This window comes from Tessaracoccus terricola (assembly GCF_054776555.1).
Window position 1 is genome coordinate 14,567 of record NZ_BAAHBS010000005.1, and the last position, 22,264, is coordinate 36,830.

Annotated in this window: 19 protein-coding genes; 11 read left to right on the forward strand and 8 right to left on the reverse strand. The window is 68.8% G+C overall.

All coding sequences use genetic code 11. The annotated features are described in order from the left end of the window. The first annotated feature begins 61 nt into the window (after positions 1–61). A complete protein-coding gene (locus tag ACYU7G_RS09940) occupies positions 62–760 on the forward strand; it encodes a winged helix-turn-helix transcriptional regulator (protein ID WP_461107338.1) in 699 nt (232 codons plus the stop codon). Between the two features lie 55 nt (positions 761–815). Here the strand turns inward: ACYU7G_RS09940 and ACYU7G_RS09945 are convergent, their stop codons facing one another. Then, the gene (locus ACYU7G_RS09945) at positions 816–1,691 is read right to left on the reverse strand and encodes a serine/threonine-protein kinase (protein WP_461107340.1); all 876 of its coding nucleotides are present in this window, start codon (positions 1,689–1,691) and stop codon (positions 816–818) included. Positions 1,692–1,981: 290 nt separating this feature from the next. Between ACYU7G_RS09945 and ACYU7G_RS09950 the strand changes: the two genes are divergently transcribed. From ACYU7G_RS09950 to ACYU7G_RS09960, 3 genes are all read left to right on the forward strand, one after another. Then, on the forward strand, positions 1,982–3,589 hold the full coding sequence (locus tag ACYU7G_RS09950) for an SIR2 family NAD-dependent protein deacylase (RefSeq protein WP_461107342.1): 1,608 nt from the start codon (positions 1,982–1,984) through the stop codon (positions 3,587–3,589). Positions 3,590–3,636: 47 nt separating this feature from the next. Then, on the forward strand, positions 3,637–4,269 hold the full coding sequence (locus tag ACYU7G_RS09955) for a nuclease-related domain-containing protein (RefSeq protein ID WP_461109557.1): 633 nt from the start codon (positions 3,637–3,639) through the stop codon (positions 4,267–4,269). A gap of 311 nt (positions 4,270–4,580) precedes the next feature. After that, on the forward strand, positions 4,581–4,958 hold the full coding sequence (locus ACYU7G_RS09960) for a PH domain-containing protein (RefSeq protein ID WP_461107344.1): 378 nt from the start codon (positions 4,581–4,583) through the stop codon (positions 4,956–4,958). Positions 4,959–4,993: 35 nt separating this feature from the next. On the opposite strand, the gene ACYU7G_RS09965 is transcribed toward ACYU7G_RS09960, so the two are convergent. Then, entirely contained in the window at positions 4,994–5,677 is a 684-nt protein-coding gene (locus ACYU7G_RS09965) for an AMIN-like domain-containing (lipo)protein (RefSeq protein ID WP_461107346.1), read from the reverse strand. Between the two features lie 121 nt (positions 5,678–5,798). On the opposite strand from ACYU7G_RS09965, the gene ACYU7G_RS09970 reads away from it, so the two are divergent. Next, positions 5,799–8,990, forward strand: coding sequence for a carbohydrate-binding protein (locus tag ACYU7G_RS09970; RefSeq protein ID WP_461107348.1), 3,192 nt, complete (start codon positions 5,799–5,801; stop codon positions 8,988–8,990). 174 nt (positions 8,991–9,164) lie between these two features. Here the strand turns inward: ACYU7G_RS09970 and ACYU7G_RS09975 are convergent, their stop codons facing one another. Beyond that, positions 9,165–10,301: a LacI family DNA-binding transcriptional regulator gene (locus tag ACYU7G_RS09975; protein WP_461107350.1), complete on the reverse strand. Its 1,137-nt coding sequence runs from the start codon at positions 10,299–10,301 to the stop codon at positions 9,165–9,167. 164 nt (positions 10,302–10,465) lie between these two features. Between ACYU7G_RS09975 and ACYU7G_RS09980 the strand changes: the two genes are divergently transcribed. The 5 genes from ACYU7G_RS09980 to ACYU7G_RS10000 are packed head-to-tail and all read left to right on the forward strand — an operon-like array spanning position 10,466 to position 15,327. Next, positions 10,466–12,235 carry a DNA/RNA helicase domain-containing protein gene (locus ACYU7G_RS09980; RefSeq protein ID WP_461107352.1) on the forward strand — a complete coding sequence of 590 codons (1,770 nt, stop codon included), beginning with the start codon at positions 10,466–10,468 and terminating at the stop codon, positions 12,233–12,235. Further along, positions 12,228–12,584: a nucleotide pyrophosphohydrolase gene (locus ACYU7G_RS09985; RefSeq protein WP_461107354.1), complete on the forward strand. Its 357-nt coding sequence runs from the start codon at positions 12,228–12,230 to the stop codon at positions 12,582–12,584. Before ACYU7G_RS09980 ends, ACYU7G_RS09985 begins: the two co-directional genes overlap by 8 nt. 35 nt (positions 12,585–12,619) lie before the next feature. After that, positions 12,620–13,567, forward strand: a complete 948-nt coding sequence (gene arr / locus ACYU7G_RS09990) for an NAD(+)--rifampin ADP-ribosyltransferase (RefSeq protein WP_461107356.1) — start codon at positions 12,620–12,622, stop codon at positions 13,565–13,567. Positions 13,568–13,598: 31 nt separating this feature from the next. Then, positions 13,599–14,648, forward strand: a complete 1,050-nt coding sequence (locus ACYU7G_RS09995) for a DUF4185 domain-containing protein (protein ID WP_461107358.1) — start codon at positions 13,599–13,601, stop codon at positions 14,646–14,648. 31 nt (positions 14,649–14,679) lie between these two features. Beyond that, positions 14,680–15,327, forward strand: coding sequence for a DUF2461 domain-containing protein (locus ACYU7G_RS10000; protein WP_461107360.1), 648 nt, complete (start codon positions 14,680–14,682; stop codon positions 15,325–15,327). On the opposite strand, the gene ACYU7G_RS10005 is transcribed toward ACYU7G_RS10000, so the two are convergent. Further along, positions 15,321–16,472, reverse strand: coding sequence for a GDSL-type esterase/lipase family protein (locus tag ACYU7G_RS10005; RefSeq protein WP_461107362.1), 1,152 nt, complete (start codon positions 16,470–16,472; stop codon positions 15,321–15,323). The two genes, ACYU7G_RS10000 and ACYU7G_RS10005, sit on opposite strands and share 7 nt — an antisense overlap. After that, positions 16,469–17,353, reverse strand: coding sequence for an SMP-30/gluconolactonase/LRE family protein (locus tag ACYU7G_RS10010; protein WP_461107364.1), 885 nt, complete (start codon positions 17,351–17,353; stop codon positions 16,469–16,471). The genes ACYU7G_RS10005 and ACYU7G_RS10010 overlap by 4 nt, the downstream gene beginning before the upstream one ends. A gap of 237 nt (positions 17,354–17,590) precedes the next feature. Between ACYU7G_RS10010 and ACYU7G_RS10015 the strand changes: the two genes are divergently transcribed. Then, complete coding sequence (locus ACYU7G_RS10015) at positions 17,591–18,403, forward strand: SDR family NAD(P)-dependent oxidoreductase (protein WP_461107366.1); 813 nt, start codon at positions 17,591–17,593, stop codon at positions 18,401–18,403. A gap of 5 nt (positions 18,404–18,408) precedes the next feature. Here ACYU7G_RS10015 and ACYU7G_RS10020 read toward each other — a convergent pair whose 3' ends face one another. From ACYU7G_RS10020 to ACYU7G_RS10030, 3 genes are all read right to left on the reverse strand, one after another. Next, positions 18,409–19,272, reverse strand: coding sequence for an ROK family protein (locus ACYU7G_RS10020; RefSeq protein ID WP_461107368.1), 864 nt, complete (start codon positions 19,270–19,272; stop codon positions 18,409–18,411). Next, complete coding sequence (locus ACYU7G_RS10025) at positions 19,272–21,071, reverse strand: class I mannose-6-phosphate isomerase (RefSeq protein ID WP_461107370.1); 1,800 nt, start codon at positions 21,069–21,071, stop codon at positions 19,272–19,274. Before ACYU7G_RS10025 ends, ACYU7G_RS10020 begins: the two co-directional genes overlap by 1 nt. 70 nt (positions 21,072–21,141) lie before the next feature. Next, the gene (locus ACYU7G_RS10030; RefSeq protein ID WP_461107372.1) at positions 21,142–22,170 is read right to left on the reverse strand and encodes a LacI family DNA-binding transcriptional regulator; all 1,029 of its coding nucleotides are present in this window, start codon (positions 22,168–22,170) and stop codon (positions 21,142–21,144) included. Positions 22,171–22,264 lie beyond the last annotated feature (94 nt).

Here is a 22,264-nt window from a genome sequence, read left to right on the forward strand (position 1 = left end):
GGCACCTCCCTCGTCGCTACTAATACAGAAGTAGAGGCTACTGGAATGATAGTCTGTGTCAATGGCTGGGCGAAGAACTTACGGCTCCTACAACGACGGTTGCGCGGCGGCGCACGCGCTGGACCTGGTGGGGGAGCGGTGGACGATGATCGTCGTGCGCGAACTCCTCCTGGGGCCCAAGCGGTTCTCCGACATCCAGCGCGACGTGATGGGCATCGGCCCCGCCGTCCTCACCCAGCGGTTGCAGGAACTCGAGGCCCACGGGATCCTGCAGCGCCGCCAACTCCCCGTTCCGGGCCGACCCGACGTCTATGAGCTGACCGCCTGGGGGCGACGACTCGAGGACGTCAACACCGCACTGTCCATGTGGGCCGTGGCCTCGCCCGAACTGCCACTCGATGCCGACATGAGCCCCGACACCGTGGTGCTCGCCATGCGCGCCCACGCCCGCCCCGTCCCCGGCGACCGGCGAGAGCGACGGGTGGCGCTCACCCTCACCGACTCCCGCCGAGCCGATTCCGAGCCCGTCAACTACCTGGCGGTGATGTCCGAGGCCGGAAGCAACGTCGAGAGGCTTGCAGAGCCGGGTGAGACCGATGCCACAGTGTCAGCCGTTACGCGGGACTGGAAGGCGTGCATCATCGGGGCAGTACCGCTGGAACAGTTGGCAGGCGTCCGGAGCGGCGGTGACGGCGAGGCCGTGGTTCGGCTGGTGCAGGCGTTTGCGCTGAAGGACCCCGGCGCAGGCCCGAGGAGATAGCCAGCGCCCCCGCGAAGCCGCTGACGTTGATCAGGAGGTTCGCGAGATGCGAGGGTCAGCCGTCGACGGCGGCGCGACGTGGGATCGTCGGGTCCTCGGCGTCCACGGGGGCGGCGTGGAACTCCCCGATTGATGCTTCGAGGAGTTCAGCGGCCAGCGCGGACGTGGGGCGCTCGTCGGGTTCCTTCGCCAGGGCGGCCGTGACCAGCGACTCGAGCACGGGCGGCAGACCCGGCGGCAGTGCGGGCGGGTCCTCCTGGACGTGCGCCAGCGCGGTGGCTATGGGGCTCCCCTTGTCGAAGACCTTGGTGCCCGTGAGGACCTCGTGGGCCAGCAGACCCCAGCCGTACATGTCGGTGGCGGGGCCGACGGGTTGCCCGAGGGCCTGCTCCGGGCTGATGTAGTAGGCGGTTCCGAGGAGTTGCCCGGGAACTGTGTGGGAGCCGCCCTCAATGGAGCGGGCGATGCCGAAGTCCGTCAGCTTCGCGCCGCTTTCGGCGACCAGCACGTTCGCAGGCTTGAGGTCGCGGTGGATGATTCCTGCGGCGTGCGCCTGGGCGAGCGCCGAGGCGAGTTGGTGCAGCATCGCGCGGGCCTCCTCCAGCGTCACCGGGCCGTCTGCCAGGAGCTCTGAGAGCGTCGGGCCCTCCACCAGTTCCATCACCAGGCACGACAGGCCCTCGTGATCAACGTAGTCGTGGACCGTCACGATGTTGGGGTGCGCGAGCTGTGCTGCGAACCGCGCCTCGTCGCGGAACCGCTCCGCCAGCGCGATCTCGTCGCGGGTGTGTGGGTGCATGATCTTCATGGCGACGCGTCGCTCGAGAATGCTGTCGGCAGCCTCCCACACCTGACCCATCCCGCCTGAGGCAATGTGGCCGACCAAACGGTAGCGATCGGCGAGCAGGAGCCCGGGCCGTAGACGTTCCATCCAACCTCCCAGCGGCAGGACGCGATCGCAGTGATCATGGCCCTCAGGAAACTATCTGGGATGCTAGCATGCGCCCTCCCGGAACCCCGCCCTGGACCGACAGGCCGTCGGGATTCCGGGACCCGAGGATCAGCCGAAGTCCCGGTTGAACCGGAACCGGTGAGCCCGCCGTCTCAGCAGCGCCCGACGTCCATGACGATCCGGGCCACCTGCTGCTGTGCCCAAGAGTGGCCTGTAGAGCCTTGGGTGTACTTGACTGTCTGCCACTGCTCAGGCGTTAGCGTTCGACCATGGGAACTGGACACGTCTTCGTCGCCCGTGGCGACATCAGGAGCCTCAACGTTGATGCCTGGTTGCTGCCGACGGACAAACAGCTGACCATCACCGAAACGTGGCGGTCGCCGGCGGTTGACGCTGTGGTGGACAGCCTGAAGATGTCCGGTGTGCCAGACGAGTTCACCAACGGTGACCGCTTTGCGGTGGCCGCGCCCAACCCGTCAGGACCGACGCCGATCCTCACAGCGGTGCCCTTCGAAGGAGCTGAGGGCTTCGAGGACCTCGAGGCTCGGTTGCGGTCGGGACTCAGAGAAGCAGCCTTGGTGGCCAAGACTGCTGACGCCTGGACGGCAACGAGTGCTCGGTCCCGCAGGCTCATCGCCACCCCTGCGTTCGGGGTCGGTGGCGGTGGGGCCGATGCTGCGCGTGGTGACGTCATTGCCGGAATCCTGCGAGTGGCCGGGGAGGTTGCAGAACGCGAAGGCGTCGACATCGTCCTGTGCCTCTGGCGAGGAGTGGACCATGCGCTGGCCCAATCGCTGCGTGTGAAGGTGTGGAAGGACGAGCCTCCGGTCGATCAGGAAAAGTGGGACCGGGTGAATGAGCTGGCGGCTAAGAGCAGGGCTGGAAAGCTGGTCCCGTTCATGGGCGCAGGTGTCTCCGCGTCGGCTGGGCTACCAACTTGGCGGGCACTGCTCGTTGGGCTTTCCCAGGGGCGGATCACGGATGACGACGCCTCGGGATGGTTCCAGAAGCTCTCTGCGCTCGACCAAGCTCAAGTGGTGCGCGGGGGTCGGGGTCGTGAGGAGTTCGGCGAGTCTGTCCGAGAGCACACCTCCGCCGAGCGTTACGGGCTCGCGCCGCTGCTGTTGGCTGGGCTGCCCGGTGATGAGGCCGTGACCCTGAACTACGACGACCTGTACGAGCGGGCGTCCGCTGATGCCGGTCGGAGTGTCGCGGTGCTTCCGTTCGACGGGCTCGCTGACTCGGATCGCTGGCTGCTGAAGATGCACGGCTGTGTGACGAGGCCCGAGAGCATCGTACTGACTCGTGCCGACTACATCGACTTCAGGTCCCAGTCGGCGACAGCTGCATCCCTGGCGCGGGCAATGCTGATGACCAAGCACCTCCTGTTCGTCGGCTTCGGGCTGTCCGACGACCACTTCCACGACCTCGTACATGAGGTGGGCACCTCCCGTGAGAAGTCCGCGACCTTCGGGACTGCGCTCGTGTTGGGCGACGCTAGGGGACACCGGGCCGTTTGGGGAGATCGCATCCAGTTCGTGACGTTCCAAGATGGACAGTTTGCGGACCAAGCCCGCGAGTTGGAGATCTACTTGGACGTGCTCGGTGCGCTGTCCACGGAGACGGATTCACTTGTGCTGGACGACAGGTTCGCATCAGTGATCCAGGAGGAAGAGCGCAATGCGAAGGAACTCTTCCTCAGACTGCTCAAGGAAAACGGCCCAGTACTGGATGGAACGGTTGTGGGCAGGGCGCTGCTTGAAGTGAAGGATCGGCTAACCGGCCAGTCGTGCAGTTCACCCGCTGGCAACGCTTCGGGCACGACCGGCTCTACGTCCGGGATGACCTCGGTGTGGAGCTGGGCTATTGGGAGATAGGGGAGGGCCGGGCGTATCCCAAGAATGCTGCGACTGCCCCGCTGCTGATGCAGACGATCGCAGCATGGCGTGCAGGGAACCCCATCCCGGATGTCCATGTGGCTCCTGCCCAAACACCTTCAGCGGTCCGAGGACCGGACTTTGTGGCCCCTGCGGCGACAGATCCTTTGTCTAGCAGCCACGATGTGTCAGAACCTGATGGGCAGCCCAAGGGACGAGTCGCCGACCTCATCTTCAACGCTCCGGGTCAACAGTTGAGCGGGCAGATCGCAGCGGCGCATGCGGCGGGGGAGCGGCCAACCTTGCTACGACGACTGTTTCTGGGAAAGCACGCCTACTCGACTTGGGAGCGGGGCGCGATTGGGGAACAGTTGGTGGCCGAAGAACTCAAAGGGCTTGTCCTGAAGGATTATCGATGGGGATTCTTGAACTTCATCCCGGTGGGCGACCACGGTGCAGACATCGATCATCTGGTGATCGGTCCAGGGGGTGTCTTCACCGTGAACTCGAAGTACCACAGGGGATCGAACCTTTTGGATCGCCGGCAACACCTTCATGGTCAACGGCCAGCGGCAGCCCTATGTCCGAAAGAGCAGGCACGAAGCCCAGCGGGCCTCGCGGCTACTGAGCCAGGCGTGTGGATTCGGGGTGCGGGTGACGGGGATGGTGGTTCCTGTTGATGCGCGGAACATTACGATCAAGGAACAGCCAGAAGGTGTCCTCGTCGTCAAACGTATGCGCCTCGCGCGCCATCTTCTTGACACTCCAAGCTTGCTGGGTCGTGAGCAGATCGAGCGTCTGTATGCATGTGCTCGGATCGAATCGACGTGGGTCCAATAGGACGCGCAACGGTGTTCGTGATCGCTGTCCATGTCCAGGCTTGTCATCGGGTCTCGCAAGTGGGTGAGGAGAGGGATGGCGACCCAGTGAGGTGGACTTTGCGATACCTTGGGCTCTGGCCACACGGACGTGGGTTTTCGAGGGGGAAGAGATGTCAATGGAGACCGAAGCGATCACAGCCTGGACATTCCAGGCCGAAGTGCCGGTTCCTCAGGATGTGTCACAATTGCTGGTGAGGAATGAAAGCGCGGTCGCCGCCTTCAAGACCTTCCGTGACGTTGCGATCTTCACAACAAGGCGCCTGATCGTCCGGGACGCACAGGGCCTCACGGGCAAGAAGGTCGAAGTCTATTCACTGCCCTACACAGCCATCAACATGTGGTCGTCGGAGAATGCGGGGACACTCGATTTCAATGCTGAGATCGAATTGTGGACGCGGGCGGGCCACATCAAGATCAAGCTTGGCAGAGGGGTGGACATCCGCCGATTGGACAACCTGATTGGGCACGCCGTCCTGGGCGTCCTGTAGGACGGATCACCGTCAGTCGTGGGCCCACGGCATGATCATCCATGCCGTACGTCTATGACGATCCGGGCAGGATCGGAAAGGGCGAAGACACGGTAGGCGCTCTGCTCACGAAGACCGAGCACCACCTGCTGCTGGCCCTCGAACAGGCCACCGAAGACCACCTCGGTGACGACGACGAGGCCATCGCCCGGGACGGTGTCGCCGGAGTAGCGCTCGGGTGACTCGTTCAGCCAGTCGATCCCGAAGACACCAAGTTGAAGGAAGGCCACACCGTCGACCTCGAGCGGCTCACCCGTGGGATCCTCCACCGCCTCGTCGGTGAAGCCGGCGAACCAACCAAGGACCGGTTCCTCGTCGGAGAGGTCCAGCACCACGCGGTCGAAACCGGGGTGCGCGCCAGTCCGGACGCCGATGATCTCCTGGCTGTCGTCGGGGATTGCAGCACCCGGCTCCTGACTGGAGGCGTCGGTCAGCCACGGCGCGCTCGACTCGTCGGGCACCGTCGCGGTGGGTGTTTCCGGTCGTGGGCTGGAGGTCGGGGCCTCGGTGGCAGAGGTCGTCGGCGCTGTGGGCTCGGGTTCGGCCGGGGAAGAGGTGCCCTCGGCGGTGGTCGGTCCCATCACGGTCGGAACCGGCGGTGTCTCGTCAGGTTCCGGCGCGCCGGTGCACGCGGTCAGCAGCAACGCTGCACCGACGATGGCCACCCCCGTGCGCCTCATCACCCAAGAATACGCTCAACGTAGGAACAGCGACAGATCCCGGGCGCCCGAGAATTGGGCCTTGAATGCTCTCTTCCGCCCGATCTACGGTTCCCCGGTAACTGACTAGATCGGAGAAACAATGAAGTCCTCCACCACCGGAACCGGCAGGCGCGCGACAGCGCTGCTGGGGGTCGTGGCGCTGCTGCTCAGCCTCCTGGCGATCAACCCAGCCCCTGCCGCAGCCGCGGAGAACCTCGTCACCAACGGCACGTTCGACGACGTCGACGCCACCACCGGCCTCCCCGCGGGCTGGACCACCTGGGCCCCCGCGGGCACCACCACGTTTGCCGTCGAGCCCACCGCCGGGCCGGTGGGGGACCGCGCGCTGCGGATCTCCGCGGAGCCCGCCTCCGACCTGACGGCGCGCCGCGCACTGGTGCAGCACATCGCCATCGACGACACCACGCCCCGCACCCTGCGCCTCACTGGCTACATCAAGGGTGAGGGCCTCGCGTCCACCAACTGGACCTCCATCCGGCTCCAGGGTCGCGACGCCGCGAACAGCGTCACCATCCCCGTCGCCTACCACGGCCGCTCCGCCGGTACCTTCGGCTGGACCGCCGTCGACGCGCTGATCGCCGTGCCCGAGGGCACCACCCGCCTCAGCATCGAGCCCATGCTGGACCGCTCCGGCGGCACCGTCTGGTTCGCCGACATCGCCTTGGAGGCAGTCGACGCGACCAACGCCGGGCTGCTGAACGGCTACCAGCAGCTGCGCGGTGCCTCCGCCGCGGTGCTCGAGTGGAACTTCGGCGACGTCGTCGCCGACAGCTACGCAATCCACCGCGCCGAGGGCGAGACCGAGCCCGCGCTCGACGGCAGCGCCGTCATTCGTACCTCCTTCGCCGACCGTCTGGCCGACGAGACCGTCGCCGCCGGCAGCACCCACACCTACGTCGTCGAGGCCCTCGCCGCCGACGGCACCTCGCTCGGCCGCTCCAACGCCGTCACCGTCACCATCTCCGACGAGGTGGTCAACCGCCAGCTCCTCAACGTCATCAGCGCCTTCGCCGGCGGTGACGGCGTGCGTCTGGACTGGTCCCTAAACGACGCAGCACTCGCCGGCGGCGACGTCACCGTCCGCGCAGGCGCATCCGAGGGCGCCGCGGTCACCGACGTCGCTACTGTCCCGGCGGCCGACGGCGGCATCACGCTTCCCGCTGGCACCGGCCCCTACCTGGAGCTCGTCCAGGCCGGCACCGTCCTGGACCGCACCGTCGCCGGCACCTCCGCACACCCCCGCGCCATGGTGACCGAGGACCAGCTGGCCGACGTGCGGGAGCGCATCGCCAACGACCCCACCACCAAGGCCGCGTGGGAGGACCTCCTGCGCCGGGTGGAGACCAACGACTACTCCGGCGGCGCTTCCCAGATGTACCGGGCGCGCGACGCCGCGTTCGCCTACGCCGTCACCGGTGAACAGTCTTACGCCCAGCAGGCCCACGAGTTCACCATGGCGGATGCCGACTGGGTCACCTGGCGGGCCACCAACAACGGCCTCGAGCTGGGCCGCGCGCAGCTGCTGCTGGCAGCCATCTACGACTGGGGCCACAACGGCTTCACCGAGGAGCAGCGCGCCGACGTGCGTCGCCTGATCTCCGAGGGCAGCGACATCATGACCGCCGACAACCACGACAACCTCGAGGGCGACGACAAGGCCAGCAACTGGGTCGCGGTCGCGTCCACCACGGAGCTGGCGGCGTTGCTGTCGGCCCGCGGCGACGCCGACTTCGGCCTCCACCACGAGCGCATCAACTACCTGTCCAACCTGGTGCGCCAGCACCTGCAGCAGGGCTACACCGACACCGGCTACACGCAGGAGGGTTGGGACTACTTCCACTACGCCGGCCTGTACATGCTGCCCTCGGCGCTCGCGGCCATCGGCTCCGGCCACGTCAGCCTCGCCGACGAACTGGAGCGGCCCGACTTCTGGAACCTCGCCCTGCACAGCCTCTCCGCACGCGAGAGCCTGGACATGGTCCAGTGGGGCGTGGGGACGCCGCGCAACCAGTCGCAGGGCATCATGCCGATGCTGTTCCCGATCACGCCCGACGAGGCCACCTCCGGCCTGCAGTGGCTCTACGACACCACCCGCGGTCTGGGCCGCAGCGACGCCCCGATCTTCGACGGCGCCCACAACGCCTACACGGTGCTGTTCTACCCGGGCGGCAAGGGCGACCCGGCCGAGCTCACCGCGCCCACGGCGCACCGGGCGATCATCGACGACGGCCCCGGCTTCTACGCCTTCCGCAACGGGTTCACCGGCGCCGACGACGTGATGGCCACCCTCAACAACCGCAACAGCCAGCACAAGGGCTGGTCCGGTTCTGAGACCTTCGGGCTGTCCCTGATGGGTTACGACACCACCTGGGCGCTGATGGCCGGCAAGGGTGCCAACCCGCTGGACTTCTCCATCACGCTGGTCGACGGCCAGATCCAGGAGCGCGGCCAGTACAGCACCACCGACGGCCGCGGCGTCACCCTCGACTCGAAGGCCTACGAGGGCCAGGGCGGCGGCTACGTCCACCTCGACGGCTCGCTGAACTACGGCGTCGAGTCCGCCATCCGGCAGGCCGTCGTCGACATGGGCAACCGTGACGTCACGGTGCTGGCCTTCAACGACACCTTCGCCGATGCCGAGTCCCACACCTGGGACTGGCAGGTCAACCCCGGCGACGACGTCACCATCCACCTGGCCCACCCCTCCGGCGCGGACTTCGTCCTGACGTCGGCCGGCGGGGCGGTCACCGGCTGCGTCGTCGGCGACGGCGAGGTCACCATCCACGAGGGCAACACGCTGCGCGTGACCCAGGTGGGCACCGAGGCGAACTTCCGGATCGTCATGGCGGTGGCCGCCGACGTCGTGGCCATCGACTGCGCCGACACCGGCGTCGTCACCGTCGACGGCAGGACGCTGGACCTCGCGGACCTGGGTTCCTACGACCCCGCGCCCGCACCCCAGCACCCCGCCTACGACGCGAACACCGTCTACGACGAGGGCGACGTCGTCAGCCACGACGGCAAGACCTGGGTGGCGCAGTGGTGGACCAAGGGAGCCGCCCCCGGCAGCAGCCTCTACGGCTCCTGGATGGAGCAGGGCGAACTGGTGCCGTCAGCCGGCGACGACGTCCGCGCCTGGACCGCGTCGTGGGTCTACACCGGCGGCGAGACCGTCGCCCACGACGGCCACTTGTGGCAGGCCAAGTGGTGGACCCGCAACCAAGTCCCGGGCACGCCGTACGGTCCGTGGCAGGACCTCGGCACCTACTGATCGCTGTCCTGAGTGCTCGTCCAGTCGCCCTGAGGTGCGAGCGGCAGCGAGCCTCGAAGGGCCGCCGGTTGAGTAGGTCCGCGCGAGGAACGAGCCGGACCGTGTCGAAACCACCGTGACGCCCCCGCGCACGGTGGTTTCGGCATTCCCTGCTGGCTCGCTCGTCGCCCCGGCTCAACCAGCGCTGGCACCGCCGCAGGACTCCCGGATCACCAGGGTGGGCCGCAGCTTCACCTGCTCCATGGGCGCTGACTCTCCGCCGCGCAGGCGTCGAACGATGATGTCGGCTGCCAGCTTCCCCAGCTGGTACTTCGCAGGCGCGACGGCAGTCAGCGGCACGGCGGCGAGGTCGGCGGTCTCGTCGTCGTAGGAGACCATGGCGATATCCGCGGGCACCCGCAGGCCGCGGCGGTGGAGCTCGTTCTGCAGCGAGATCGCCTCGCGGTCGCCGAAGACGAGGATGGCGGTGATGCCGTCGCTGGCCATGGCGTCAGCGAGCGCGTGGACGTCGTCGGGGGAGACGTTGCGGCCGTGCTCGGACGGCAGTTCCCGCTCCCAGGGCTCCAGACCCAGGTCCTCGCAGGCGAACTTGTAGCCGTCGACGATGGCGTCGGTGGTGTTGGTGCCCAGCCGGTAAGCCAGCGCGACCCGATTGCGGCCGAGCCGGTGAAGGTGGGCGATCGCGTCGTAGGCGCCGCCGGAGTGGTCGCTGATGACATGTTCCATGGTCAGGCCAGGGCCGGCCCAGGGGACGCCGCGTTCGGCGAGGACCACGGGAACCGGCAGGGCGCGCAGTTCCCGGAGCAGGACGCGGGACTGCTCGCTCTCGGGGAGGTGAGGCGTGAGCACCAGGCCGTCGACCGCCGCGTCGAGCAGGGTGCGCAGCGCCTCGGCCTCGCGGTCCGGGTCCCACTCGTAGGTGGCCAGCAGTGTGGAGCCTGCGCGGGTTGCGGCGAGTTGGTCCTGCACGCCTTGGATCACGCGGTCGTAGTAGAGCCTCGTCTCCGGCACCATCACGCCGATCAGGAAGGTGGAGCGCTCCCGCTTGTCCACCCAGGGCTCGACGAAGCTGCCGGCCCCCACCTGCCGCCGGATCCAGCCCTCCTCGGCCAGCTGCTGCAGGGCGCGGCGCACCGTGGTGAGCGACAGCCCCGAGGTGGCCATCAGCTCCTTCTCCGTCGGGATCTTCTCGCCGACCGCCCACGTCCCCGCACGGATGTCCCGCCGGATGGTCGCGGCAAGGCCCGCGTACTTCAACTCGTGGGCGGGCACGCGAAGGGAGTCATCGCCGCCACCGACCTGCGGATCCATGCGCACCCCTCCCAGCTTCAATGATGGAAGCCCAAGGTAGCCCCTTTCGGAGGCCGAGTTGCAGGTGCAGGACCCACACGGGCAGGCGGGATCGATAGCCTTGGGGCGCGAGGGCTTCCGGCAGGTGGCCCGATGACACCGAACGGAACCCGAGGAGGAGCGGAATGCCAGGTGCGGGGCAGGCGCGCATCGAGCGGTTCGACTTCACCAAGGACGGCATCGGATCCTGGACCGACGACGCGGGTCGCCACCGGAACTGGCCCGTCGTCTACACCCTCAACAACACCAGGGAGGTCTACGTCGGGGAGTCCCTCAACGCTCTGGGCCGGATGAAGCAGCACCTCGAATCGCCCGACAAGAAGAGCCTCGAGGCTGTGCGCATCGTCATCGACGACACCTACAACAAGTCCGTGTGTCTGGACCTCGAGTCGTTCCTGATCAGGATGTTCTCCGGCGACGGGAAGTTGCAGGTGTTGAACCGCAACGACGGTGTGACCAACGCCGACTACTACAACCGGCAGGACTACCAGGCGAAGTTCAAGCAGATCTTCGACGAACTCCGTGACCAGGGCCTGTTCGCCAAACGCATTCCCGAGATCGAGAACTCGGACCTGTTCAAGCTGTCCCCGTTCAAGGCGCTCAACAGGGACCAGGAGGCGGTCATCGAGGACCTCCTCGACGGCCTCTTCAGCGACCTCACGGCGGCCAACGAGAGCACCGCCGTCGTGGAGGGTGGTCCGGGCACGGGGAAGACCATCGTCGCCATCTACTTCATCAAGCTGCTCCAGGACATCGCCCGCCGCACCGACCAGGACAACCCCGAGGCCGAGTCGGTGTTCAGCGACTTCTTCCTGCCCGGGCATGCGGAACTGCTGGCGGGAGCGAGAATCGGGTTGGTGGTGCCGCAACAGTCGCTGCGAAAGTCCATCCAGAAGGTGTTCGCCAAGACCCCCGGCCTCACCAAGGACATGGTTGTCACGCCCTACGACGTGGCCAAGTCCGGGGCCGACTACGACGTCCTGGTGGTGGACGAGACCCACCGGCTCACCCAGTACGGGGCGCAGGCACACGGCAGTCTGACGGCTCGCTTCAAGCAGCACAGCCAGGAGCTGGTCCGCGACGGTGAGGACTGGCGAGACCTCACGCAACTCGACTGGATCATGCGCAGGAGCCGCCACCAGGTGTTCCTCCTCGACGAGGGCCAGGGCGTGCGGCCGATCGACGTCCCGGAACTCGACCTGCTGCGGTTGAGGGAGAGGGCAGGGGAGGATCGGAGCTACCGCCTGCGGTCGCAGATGCGGGTCAGCGCGGGCGACGACTACGTGGCGCACGTGCGCGAGGCGCTGAGCGGGATCGGGCCCTTCACGGGCCGGGACTTCGGCGACTACGACCTCCGCTTCTACGGCGACTTCTCCGCCATGCGCCGCGCCATCCTCGCCCGGAACCGCGAGGAGGGCCTCGCCAGGCTGGTTGCCGGATACGCCTGGAAGTGGGTGAGCAACAAGGGGGCGGGGCACGACATCGAGATCGACGGTGTGGAGCTCTGCTGGAACCGGACGGCCACGGACTGGATCAACAGCGCCACCTCCGCGGAGGAGGTGGGCTCGATCCACACCGTCCAGGGCTACGACCTCAACTACGCGGGCGTCATCATCGGTCCGGACCTGTTCTACGACACCGCCGCGAACTCCATCCGGTTCGACCGCGACAACTACTTCGATGCCAAGGGCAAGGCGCAGGCCAACAACCTGCGCGGCGTCACCTACGGCGACGACGAGATCCTCGAGATGGTGAAGAACGTCTACGCCGTCCTGCTGACCCGAGGCATCCGCGGCACCTACGTCTACGTCTGCGACGACGCCCTGCGCGAGCACCTGCGCCCTTTCTTCACACCAGCCGCAGGACCCACCAGCGAGGAGTTCCAAGATGCATGATGACGACTCCCTCCGGAGCCTGACCGCCGATGTCCGCGAGTTCGCGAAGGAGCGGGACTGGGAGCAGTTCCACGACCCGAAGTCGCTGATCCTCGCGCTCACCGGTGAGGTCGGAGAGCTGGCCGAGCTGTTCCAGTGGATCAGGGCAGACGACGCCGTGGCCGAGTTCTCGGACCTGGCGCGCAAGCAGCGAGCCGCCGAGGAGATCAGCGACGTGCTGATCTACCTCGTGCGGCTGGCCGACGTGCTGGGCATCGACGTCGCCACCGCGGCCGCCGCCAAGCTCCAGGCGTCGCGTACCCGGTTCGACCCCGACGAGGTCAACGGCATCGCCCCCACCAAGGAATGACTCGGGAAGCGGCCAGTCCGGGTGATAATCGACGGATGAGCTCAGCGCCTGACTTCGAACTCACCCTTGACGAACTACGAGAAGTGACGCGATTCGCGGTGGACTGCGCCAGGCCGGTGCTGCGCATCTTCCACGATGCGGCACCCGACGACCAACGTCCGGCCGAGGCCCTCGCAGCGGCAGCTGCCTTCGCAGACGGCGGCCCACGCTCCCAGCGGCAACGCACGGCGGCCACCGACGCGCACCGCGCAGGCAAGGAGGCGCCGGACGACGCGGCCAGGCACGCGGCCACGGCGGCGGGCGACGCGGCGGCGTCGGCCTACCTGCACCCCTTGGGCAAGGCCACCCAGGTCCGCCACATCCTGGGCGCGGCCGCCCACGCTGCGCGGGCGGGAGAGTTGTGGCGCGGGGACGACCCGGTGGTGGCCGAGTACATGCTGCACGCCGCCGAACTCCGGATCACGCCCACGGTGCGCGACGTGCTGGAGCGCTACCCCAGAGCCGCCGGCGGCCAGTCCCGGGTGGACGAACTGATGCGCAAGCTCGACGGTCTCATCCGGGACCCGGCCCCCGAGCCCGTGCCCGCCGACGACCCGGGCCCGTTCTTCCATGGAACCAAGGCCGACGTCGCACCCGGCGAGCTGCTCACGCCCGGCTGGGACACCAACTACGGCTCGGGCAAGAAGTCGCGCCACATCTACCTCACCGCCACCCGGGCCGGTGCCCCGCTCGCCGCGGTGATGGCGTCGGGGGAGGGTCGCCCGAGGGTGTACAAGGTTGAGCCGCTCGGCCCCATCCACGACGACCCGAACGTCACCGACAAGAAGTTCCCCGGCAACCCCACGCGCTCCTACCGCACCACCGAGGCGCTGCGCGTGGTGGAGGAGGTGCTGGACTTCGAACTGCCGGATCCCAGCATCGTCGAGCACCTCAAACGGAGCTCGGATGAACTGAAGGTGCTGGGCATCGAGGCCATGGACTGAGCGGCTGGACCGTGGGCTGTTACGTTGAGGCATGGCTCTCAACGACAGCCCGCTGGTCGCATCGGTGCGAGACCTGGGCGTGCAGTTCCTGGACAACGACGTGAACATCTCGGGGCAGGACGCGGTGACGTCGGTCGAACTGCCTAACGACGAGACGTTCTGGATCTTCGGCGACACCCTCGAGGGGGCGTTCGAGACGGTCCGATACCTCTCGCTCACCGACGTCCTGTCCAACACCGGCGCGATTGTCCCGAAGCAGGACATCAGCGACGGCATCAAGGACTTCGCCTACCTGACGGAGGCCGACGGCAGCAGGGCACGGCAGCTGATCCGGTTCGAGCCGCCGGAGCACAAGTCCACCCAGCGGCTTTGGGCCATCCACGGAACGCACCAGGGCGGCCACCTCTACCTCTACTACCACCGCATCACCATGGACCAGAAGCTCGACGTGTTCGAGACCTTCCAACTCGACGGCATGGGCATCGCGAAGGCCGACGACGACTACAACTTCGAACGCCTCGTCGCGCCCGACGGCACGCACGAGTTCTGGAAGGGCGACCAGCCCGGGTTCGGCGTCTTCATCCAGGAGGTCGACGGCTGGCTCTACCTGTGGGGATCGGTGCAGCCGGAGGAGAAGTCCAGCGGCGAGATGTACCTCGCACGGGTCCTCCCCGCAGAACTCGAGGACCTCGCCGCCTACGAGTACCTCGTCGCCGCACCGACGCTCACCGATCCAGACGTCGAGCCCGAGTGGTCCCGAACGTGGGCGCCGACGGCGTGCCTGTTCGATGAAGTCCCCAACGAGATGTCCGCGGCCTGGAACGACCACCTCGGCTGCTACGTCTCGCTGACCACCTACCGCCGCGAGAACATCCTCGTGATCCGCACCGCACCCCAGATGTGGGGGCCGTGGAGCGCCCCGGAGGTGGTCCACCGGCCGGAGAAGACCAATGAGCGGTCGCTGTTCAACGCCGGCAAGGAGCACCCCGAGTTCGCCCGCGACGGCGGCAGGGTCACCTACATGACCTTCATCGACTCCGAGGTCTACGTGCCACACCTGATCGAGATCACCTACGCCTGACCGGCCACGCCCCCGACGTAACGTGGGAGCCATGACTGCATTCACCGGTATCCCGCTGGAGGCCATCGACTTCTACGAAGACCTGGAACGCGACAACTCCCGCGACTGGTGGCTGGCCAACCGGCACCGCTACGACGACGGTGTCCGCGCCCCGATGGAGGCGCTGGCCGTCGCACTGGAGGACGAGTTCGGCACGGCGAAGGTGTTCCGGCCCAACCGCGACGTCCGCTTCTCCGCGGACAAGACCCCCTACAAGACCCACCAGGGCTTCGTGGTGCCGACGACGGAGGGCGTCGGCTGGTACGTCCAGGTCAGCGCCGAGGGCCTGATGACCTCGGCCGGTTGGTGGCGCGGCACCCCGCAGCTGGTGGCCGGCTACCGGGCCGCGCTCGACGACGAGGACACCGGCGCGGAACTGGAGCGCATCGTGTCAGACCTCCGGGACGCCGGCTACACCGTCGGCGGGGACCGGCTGCAGACCAGGCCTCGCGGCGCCGCGCCGGACCACCCGTTCCTCGACCTCCTGAAGCACCGCAGCCTGACCGCGGTGCGCCAGCACGGCGAACCGAAGTGGCTGCCGACGCCGGAGGCGGCAGAGCACATCGCCGCCGACTGGCGCGCCTACCGGCCCCTGATGAAGTGGCTCGGCAGGCACCTGGTCCCCATCCAGCTTCAGTGACCTGACTCCTGTCCCGGCCAGCGCACCAGCTCGGCGAACCGGGACGCGATCAGGGCTGACACGGAGTCGTCGGGGTGGAGGTTGTCGGGCATCGGCAGCCGCTCGGCGTCGGCCGATCCGTAGAGCAGTGAGCCGTCCAGGTAGCCTATGAACGGGTCCTCCTCCGAGCGCTGAGCCACCACCTCGGCCAACTCCTCCCGGACCACCGCGAGGCTGAGCTTGCCCTCGGCCAACTCCTCGGCCCGGCCGGCTGTGGTCACCCACAGCGGCTCGCGGCCCTCCTCGAAGACGGTCGGGCCCGGCAGGTCCTCCACGGGCGGGCAACACACCGGCGAGACCACCAACAGCGGAGTGGTGGGGTGGCCGTCGCGGATGGTGTCCAGGAACCCCTGCACGGCCGAACGGAACACGCGCCGTCGCATGTGGTCCCCGTTGACGACGTTGATCCCCAACTTCACGCTGATCAGGTCCGCCGCCGTGTCCCGGATGGTGCGGGCCGTGAGCTGGTCCAGCATGGCGTTGCCGGAGAACCCGAGACTGGTCAGGTCCAGCCCCAGCCGGTTCGCCGCCACCACCGGCCACGTGGTGGTGGTGCGCGAGGAGAGGTAGCCGTGGCTGATGGAACTGCCGTGGTGCAGCCACCGCAACCGAGAGCCCTGCCCGGGAGCCATGACGGGCCGGTCCGCCCGCAGCCCCAGCACCTCCACCTCGTCGGTGTAGGGCAGCCAGATCTCCAGCTCGCGCTCGCCGCCGGCCGGGAGCGTGAACTCCAGCTCCGCGTCCGGCCCGGCCACGATCCCGTCCACTGGGCCGTCGAACGAGAACAGGTACCGGGAGCCGACGGCGGAGGCGGCCGACGCCACCACCCGGCCGTCGACCGTGACTTCGTACCAGGCCTCCGGCAGCGGCAGCTCGGCGTCCTCGATCATCTTCATCGCGTGCACCCGCAGCCGCAGCGTCGTCGCGTCGGTGCGCAGCGCCAGCCTGATTCCGGCGGACTGGCCCACCGAGGCCCGCATGAACCTGTCGGGCAGCCGACGGAACGCCTCCGCGGTGAGGCGGCGGGGCAGCAGCCCGCGCTCGGTGCGCTCCACCCGGACCGCGCCCCTGATCTCGACCTCGCGCAGCAGGTCCACCTCGATCATCGGGCCTCCTCCACTCCTCCGAACGCCGGGACGGGCACCCCGGTGGCGCCGTGCCCCGTGACCAGGAACACCGAACCGGCCTCGGGATGCGCGTCGGCTCCCAGCCCGTCGGCGGCCGACGTCACCCACAGCTGGTCCAGCCCGGGGCCGACGAAGGCGCAACTCGTGGGCTGCGGCGTGGGGATGTTGATCCGCTGCACCAGGGCGCCGTCAGCGGTGAACTCGCTCAGTGCCGAGCCTCCGAACTCCGCCACCCAGAGGTGGCCACGGGTGTCGACGGCCAGCCCGTCGGGCACGCCCCTGAACACGTCCGACCCAACCAGCACCTCGGGATCCGAGCCCAGCCCGGAGGTGGTCGGGTCGAACCGGAAGCGCAGCACCTGCCGGTCCTGGGTCTCCACGAGGTAGAAGACGGAGCCGTCGGGGCTCCACCCCAGCCCGTTGGGCTGCCGCAGCCCGGAGAGCACCTGCCGGGCCCGCCAGTGCTCGTCGAGCACCCACAATCCACCCCGCCCCGGCGCGAAGTCGTAGGCGCAGCTGCCCGCCCAGAACCGCCCGGCCGGGTCCACCTTCGCGTCGTTCATGCGGACCCCGTCCGGCAGGCAGTCCACGCGACGCGTCACCGTGCCGTCCTCGTCCAGCCCTACGAAGCCGGACTCCACTGCGGCCACCAGCCCGTCGTCGGTGCGGGGGCTGACCGCGCCCACCATCCACGGCAGCGAGACGGCGCCGGTGGTGGCGGGACGCCCGCCGTCGAGCCCGGTCCGCAGCACCTCGCCGGCGATGATGTCCACCCAGAACACGGATCCGCTCGGTGCGTGCCACACGGGTCCCTCACCACACTCGGCACGCCTCGGAACCAGCACGTCGACGTGCACCACCACGATTTCCCTCCCGGCTGTTCGATCGGGGCCCACCAGGCTCTGCGTCCGAATCCGGACTGCCGCCGCTCGCCCTCGATTCAGGTCCGTGCCCTAGTATGCAGGAGTCGAAAGTGGCCGGTGCAGGATCGGCGGGTGACAGTGGAGTCCGACGACGAACCGGCCTTGACCCGCGCCGCGGCGGGACCATCCCGCGGCCGCCGGACCCGGCGCAGCGGACGAGGACAGGAGAGCAGCGTGCAGGACAGTCGACGACACTTCGGCAAGGTGGTGGTGGTCACCGGGGGCTCCGCCGGCATCGGCAGGGGAGCGGTGCAGGCCTTCGCCGAGCAGGGCGCCGCCGTGGTGGTGCACGGCCTGGACGAGGCCGGCGTCGCCCGGACCGTCGCCGAGGTGACGGATGCGGGCGGCACCGCCGTCGGCGTCTGGGGCGACGTGGTCTCCGAGGACACCCACACCGAGGTGGTGGAGACCGCCCTGCGCGAGTACGGCCGCATCGACCACGTGGTCACCTCCGCCGGGATCCAGACCTACGGCGACGCCCTGACAACCACTCCCGAGGACTTCGACAAGGTCTACCGCGTCAACGTGCGCGGAGTGTTTCTGGCCGTCCATGCCGCCATCGAGGAGATCCGCCGCGCCTCGGGCACCATCACCGTCATCTCGTCGGTGCAGGGCGTGGCCAACCAGAACAACGTGGTGGGCTACGCCATGACCAAGGGCGCGCTCAACGCCATGTGCCGGGCGCTGGCCGTGGACGAGGCCCCGCACGGCGTGCGCGTGAACGCGGTGCTGCCCGGCTCCGTCGACACCCCCATGCTCCGCACCGCCGCCGGCCAGTGGTCCGACGGCACCCCCGAGGGCATCGACGCGCTGGTGGCCGAGTGGGGCCTGGTGCACCCGCTCGGACGGGTGGCGCAGCCGCGGGAGGTGGGCAACGTGTGCGCGTTCCTGGCCAGCGACGAGGCCTCCTTCGTCACGGGCGCGGAGATCCGCGTCGACGGCGGCCTGCTCGCCCGCAGCGCCAACGCCATCCCCACCAAGGACTGAGCGCCCTACCGGTGGCTGGCGAAGTGCGCGGCACCGATCAGGGCAGCATCCTCGTTGGCGGCACCACCCAGCACGGGAACCCCGTGGTCCTGCGGCAGCAACGCGCCCAGCCGTGGGGTGAACCAGCGTTCCACCAGATCCCAGGAACCGACGATGGAGCCGCCCACCACCACGAGCTCGGCACCGAACCGGGCCACCCATGGCGCCAGCGTCTCGGCGAGGACCCGGAAGGCCGCCTCCATCACCGCTGAGGCCGTGGCGTCCCGGGCCCGGGCGCGGCTGGCGATCTCCCGCACGTCCAGGTGTGTGCCGGTGGCGCGTTCGTAGGCGTCCACGATGGCGCGCCGGGAGAAGCTGTCCTCGATGGGCCGGCCCTCGTGCTCCAGCAGGTACACCCAGCCGTTGGGCGGCACCCGGTCCCCGTCGCGCACGGGCCTTCCGTCCTCGAGGAACACCGATCCCACGCCCGTCCCCAGCGTCAGGGCCAGCAGCCGGTGTGGGCGGCGGAGCAGGAGGTACTGGCCCAACCCGAACGCCGTGACGTCGTTGACGAAGTGCACGTGGCAGCCCAGCCGACCGGTCAAGAACGCGTGCAGGTCCACGCCGTGGAGGCTGCCGAACTTGGCCACGCCGTCGAAGTCCCCGATGCCGCGGGCGTAGTCGAAGGGTCCCGGGATGGCCACCACCAGCGGCAGGCCACGCGCCCGGGCGCCGAGGCCCTCCACGGCCTCGGCGAAAGTGTCGAGGATCTCCTCCGAGCTGCCCTGGCTGTCCAGTTCCAAACGGTGGGCGGTGACCACCCTGCGCCGCGCGGCGTCCACGACGGCGGCGACGACGTGGGTGCCGCCCACCTCCAGGGCAGCGTGCATCAGCCGGAGGCCCGGTCCTCGAAGCGCAGGCGGGGCCCGGCGACGGCGCGGGGGAACTCCGTCCCCCTCACGAAAGCAGTCATCGTTGCGCACTCTGCCACACCGTCGGCCGGTCTGACCACGTATTTGCCGACGGCGGCCGGGACGATGAAGGTCTCGGCGTAGTGCACCTCGAACGGTTCGAAGGCGTCGTCGGGGCTCTCCACCACGGCCGCCGCTCCCTCCACCAGGTTCAGCACGTGCACCGTGGAGAACGTGTCGCGCTCCGTGGGGACCCGGAACCAGTGCCGGACCGTGTTGATGAACTCCAGCTCGTGCAGGCCGGTGCGCTCCACCCGGTAGCCGTCGCCCTCCTCGAGGACATCCACCCGGTTGATCAGGTTGCTCCGCACCCACTCGGTGTCCCGCTCCCACTGGACGTTGCGGCGGGCGTGCTCCAGATGTGTGGGGCGGGGCAGCCCGTCCAACCCCACCCGGTCCCAGTCCCACATCTTGAACGTGAAGATGAAGGAGGTGGCCGAGATCTCCAGCACCATCGTGTTGCGCGACGAGCAGTGCACGGTCCCGGCGGGGATCAGCACGTGGTCGTGCTTGCGGGCGGGGAACCGGTTCACGAACCGCTCCGCCGGGAACGAGCCCTCGCCCCGGTTGGCGCGCTCCAGCTCGGTGAACATCTCGTCGGCGTCCACACCCTCCTTGAGGCCCAGATAGACGCCGCCGTCCTCCCCGACGTCGAGCAGGTAGTAGCTCTCGTCCTGGGTGTACTTCATGCCGAACTGCTCCTGGATGTAGCCGGTCAGCGGGTGCACCTGCAGGGACAGGTTGCCGCCGCCCATCGTGTCCAGGAAGTCGAACCGGATCGGGAAGTCCGCGCCGAACCGGGCGAAGTTGCCGGGGCCCAGCAGCTCCACCGGGCGGTGCAGCACCAGGTTCAGCGACGGCATCTCCACGCGCACGCCGTCGAAGTCCAGGGCGAGGGAGTTCTCCTCGGGCACGCAGTCGAAGGCCCACGCGTAGTTCGGCACCTCCCCGCCGATCCCGAGCCTCTCCTGCATCCAGTGCCCGCCCCACACGCCCGGGTCGAAGTAGGGCACCACCCGGAACGGTCGCCGCACCGCGTCGTCGAGCGCCCGCCGGAACGCGTCGCCGGTGATCAGCCGTGCGTGGGCAACGGAGACGGTGGTGTCCAGGAAGAAGTCCAGGGCGTCGAACAGCTGCCGCTTGTGGCGGTCTGCCATCCGCCACTCGACGAAGAAGCCACGCTTGTACTTGCGCAGGATGTCCTCCCCGCCGTTGTCACAGCGCCAGTTGGGCATGCCCGCCCGCATCCGCTGCTGGATCTCCCAGCGCGGCAGGTCCGCCAGCACCAGCAGGTCCGGCTCGTCCGCGGCCAGCGACGCGCCCCAGCCCACCAGCACCATCGGGCCGGTGCGCCCGGCCACCCGCGCCCGCAGTTCCGTCAGGCGTTCCGGCCGGTACAGGTCACCCAACTCGTGCCGGGTGACGTGGCCGAAGACCCTGTCCTCGCCCAGGTCATCGGCCAGCAGGCGGTCGATCTCCGCGACGGGACGGGCGGCGGCATCGGGCACGTTGATCACCTCGCCGAACCGCGGCGCCAGCGCGGCGCAGAGCGCGACCTCGTCGACGCCCGGATAGCAGTCCACCACCACGACGGGCCGCTCGAGGTGGGCCACCGCACTGGCCAGCTCGTCCCACACCTCGGCGCCCACCGCCGCCCGGGTCCCGGGGGGCTGCCGCAGGCGCGGGTCGACGTCGTAGTTCGGCTCTGAACGGCGCATGGCGGCTCCTCGTTGACGCTCTGTGCGTGGTAACGATACCTCGTAGTCCGTCGAAAAGTCGACGGGGTGCCTAGCTCGCGGAGCCGCTGACCACCCTCGTGGACGGGAGGGTGGTGGTGACGGGCGGGGTGTGGTCGCCGCCGTCGATCCGACGGATCGCCAGCTCCGCGGCGAGCCTGCCCAGGGCGTTGGCGTCGTGGTCGATCAGGCGCAGGGGGTACGGGACCAGGTCCGAGAGCTCGAACGTGTCGAACCCCACCAGTGGCGGCCTGTCGCCGGCCGCCGGGAACTCCTCCAGCAGCACCCGGAGCACCGCGATCGTGTAGCGGTTGTTCGTGGTGAAGAACGCCTTAGGGGGTTCCGGCAGTGCGAGCAGCGCGCGGGCGGCCTCGGCCACCTCCCGTGGGTCCGGCGAGAGGCGCAGCACCAACTCGGGCCGCAGTCCCACGCCCGCCCGGGTGTGGGCCAGGGCGAAGCCGTCGTAGCGGCGCGCGGCCGTGGCGATCGCGTCCGGGCCGCCGACGAACGCCACCGGGGCCCGGCCCTCGTGGAGCAGTTCCGCCACCGCCCGGCTGGCGCCGCCGACGTCGTCGACGAGGATGGTGTCCGCGCCCCCCTGCGTGATGGAGCGGGAGGCGAGCACCAGGGGCACGCCCTGCGCAGCGGCGGCCGCGAGGTGGGGTGCGTCGGCGCTGGCCGGCACCACGATCAGCCCGTCGATGTGCCGCGCGACCAGGTCCCGCACCAGTTGGGCCTCGAGCTCCGGGTCATTGTGCGAGATGCCGGTGATGATCAGGCGGCCGGCGTCGTGTGCCGCGGACTCGATGCCGAGCAGGACCTGGGCGTAGTACGGGTTGTCGATGTTGGTGATGATCACGCCCAGCAGTCCGGAGCGCTGCCCCGGACGCATCAGCCTGGCCGCCTCGTTGCGGGAGTAGCCGAGCCGCTTGATGGCTGACCGGACGCGCTTGGCGAGGTCCGCGGACACGCCGGGAGAGCCCGCCACCACCCGCGACGCGGTCATGGGGGAGACCCCCGCCAGTTCCGCAACGTCCTTGAGTGTGGGCTTCCTCGACGTGCTGCTGGTGCCCCGATTCATGGGCTCATAGTAACCACGAGATGCCCTGCGGAATGATGCTGGTGGGCGGGTCGAATGCGTGGTAGCGTTACCAGCACCGGACCCCGGGTCCACC

Bases quoted from the DNA above. Each gene is read 5' to 3' on its own strand.
- ACYU7G_RS10020 (WP_461107368.1), bottom strand. From the start codon at position 19,272: ATGCACGCTGCCCTGGAGGTGGGCGGCACCCACGTCGTCGCCGCCGTC.
- ACYU7G_RS09950 (WP_461107342.1), top strand. From the start codon at position 1,982: ATGGGAACTGGACACGTCTTCGTCGCCCGTGGCGACATCAGGAGCCTC.
- ACYU7G_RS09995 (WP_461107358.1), top strand. From the start codon at position 13,599: ATGGCTCTCAACGACAGCCCGCTGGTCGCATCGGTGCGAGACCTGGGC.
- ACYU7G_RS09940 (WP_461107338.1), top strand. From the start codon at position 62: ATGGCTGGGCGAAGAACTTACGGCTCCTACAACGACGGTTGCGCGGCG.
- ACYU7G_RS10030 (WP_461107372.1), bottom strand. From the start codon at position 22,170: ATGAATCGGGGCACCAGCAGCACGTCGAGGAAGCCCACACTCAAGGAC.
- arr (WP_461107356.1), top strand. From the start codon at position 12,620: ATGAGCTCAGCGCCTGACTTCGAACTCACCCTTGACGAACTACGAGAA.
- ACYU7G_RS09970 (WP_461107348.1), top strand. From the start codon at position 5,799: ATGAAGTCCTCCACCACCGGAACCGGCAGGCGCGCGACAGCGCTGCTG.
- ACYU7G_RS09975 (WP_461107350.1), bottom strand. From the start codon at position 10,301: ATGGATCCGCAGGTCGGTGGCGGCGATGACTCCCTTCGCGTGCCCGCC.
- ACYU7G_RS10025 (WP_461107370.1), bottom strand. From the start codon at position 21,071: ATGCGCCGTTCAGAGCCGAACTACGACGTCGACCCGCGCCTGCGGCAG.
- ACYU7G_RS09960 (WP_461107344.1), top strand. From the start codon at position 4,581: ATGTCAATGGAGACCGAAGCGATCACAGCCTGGACATTCCAGGCCGAA.
- ACYU7G_RS09955 (WP_461109557.1), top strand. From the start codon at position 3,637: ATGCAGACGATCGCAGCATGGCGTGCAGGGAACCCCATCCCGGATGTC.
- ACYU7G_RS10000 (WP_461107360.1), top strand. From the start codon at position 14,680: ATGACTGCATTCACCGGTATCCCGCTGGAGGCCATCGACTTCTACGAA.
- ACYU7G_RS09965 (WP_461107346.1), bottom strand. From the start codon at position 5,677: ATGAGGCGCACGGGGGTGGCCATCGTCGGTGCAGCGTTGCTGCTGACC.
- ACYU7G_RS09945 (WP_461107340.1), bottom strand. From the start codon at position 1,691: ATGGAACGTCTACGGCCCGGGCTCCTGCTCGCCGATCGCTACCGTTTG.
- ACYU7G_RS10005 (WP_461107362.1), bottom strand. From the start codon at position 16,472: ATGATCGAGGTGGACCTGCTGCGCGAGGTCGAGATCAGGGGCGCGGTC.
- ACYU7G_RS09985 (WP_461107354.1), top strand. From the start codon at position 12,228: ATGCATGATGACGACTCCCTCCGGAGCCTGACCGCCGATGTCCGCGAG.
- ACYU7G_RS09980 (WP_461107352.1), top strand. From the start codon at position 10,466: ATGCCAGGTGCGGGGCAGGCGCGCATCGAGCGGTTCGACTTCACCAAG.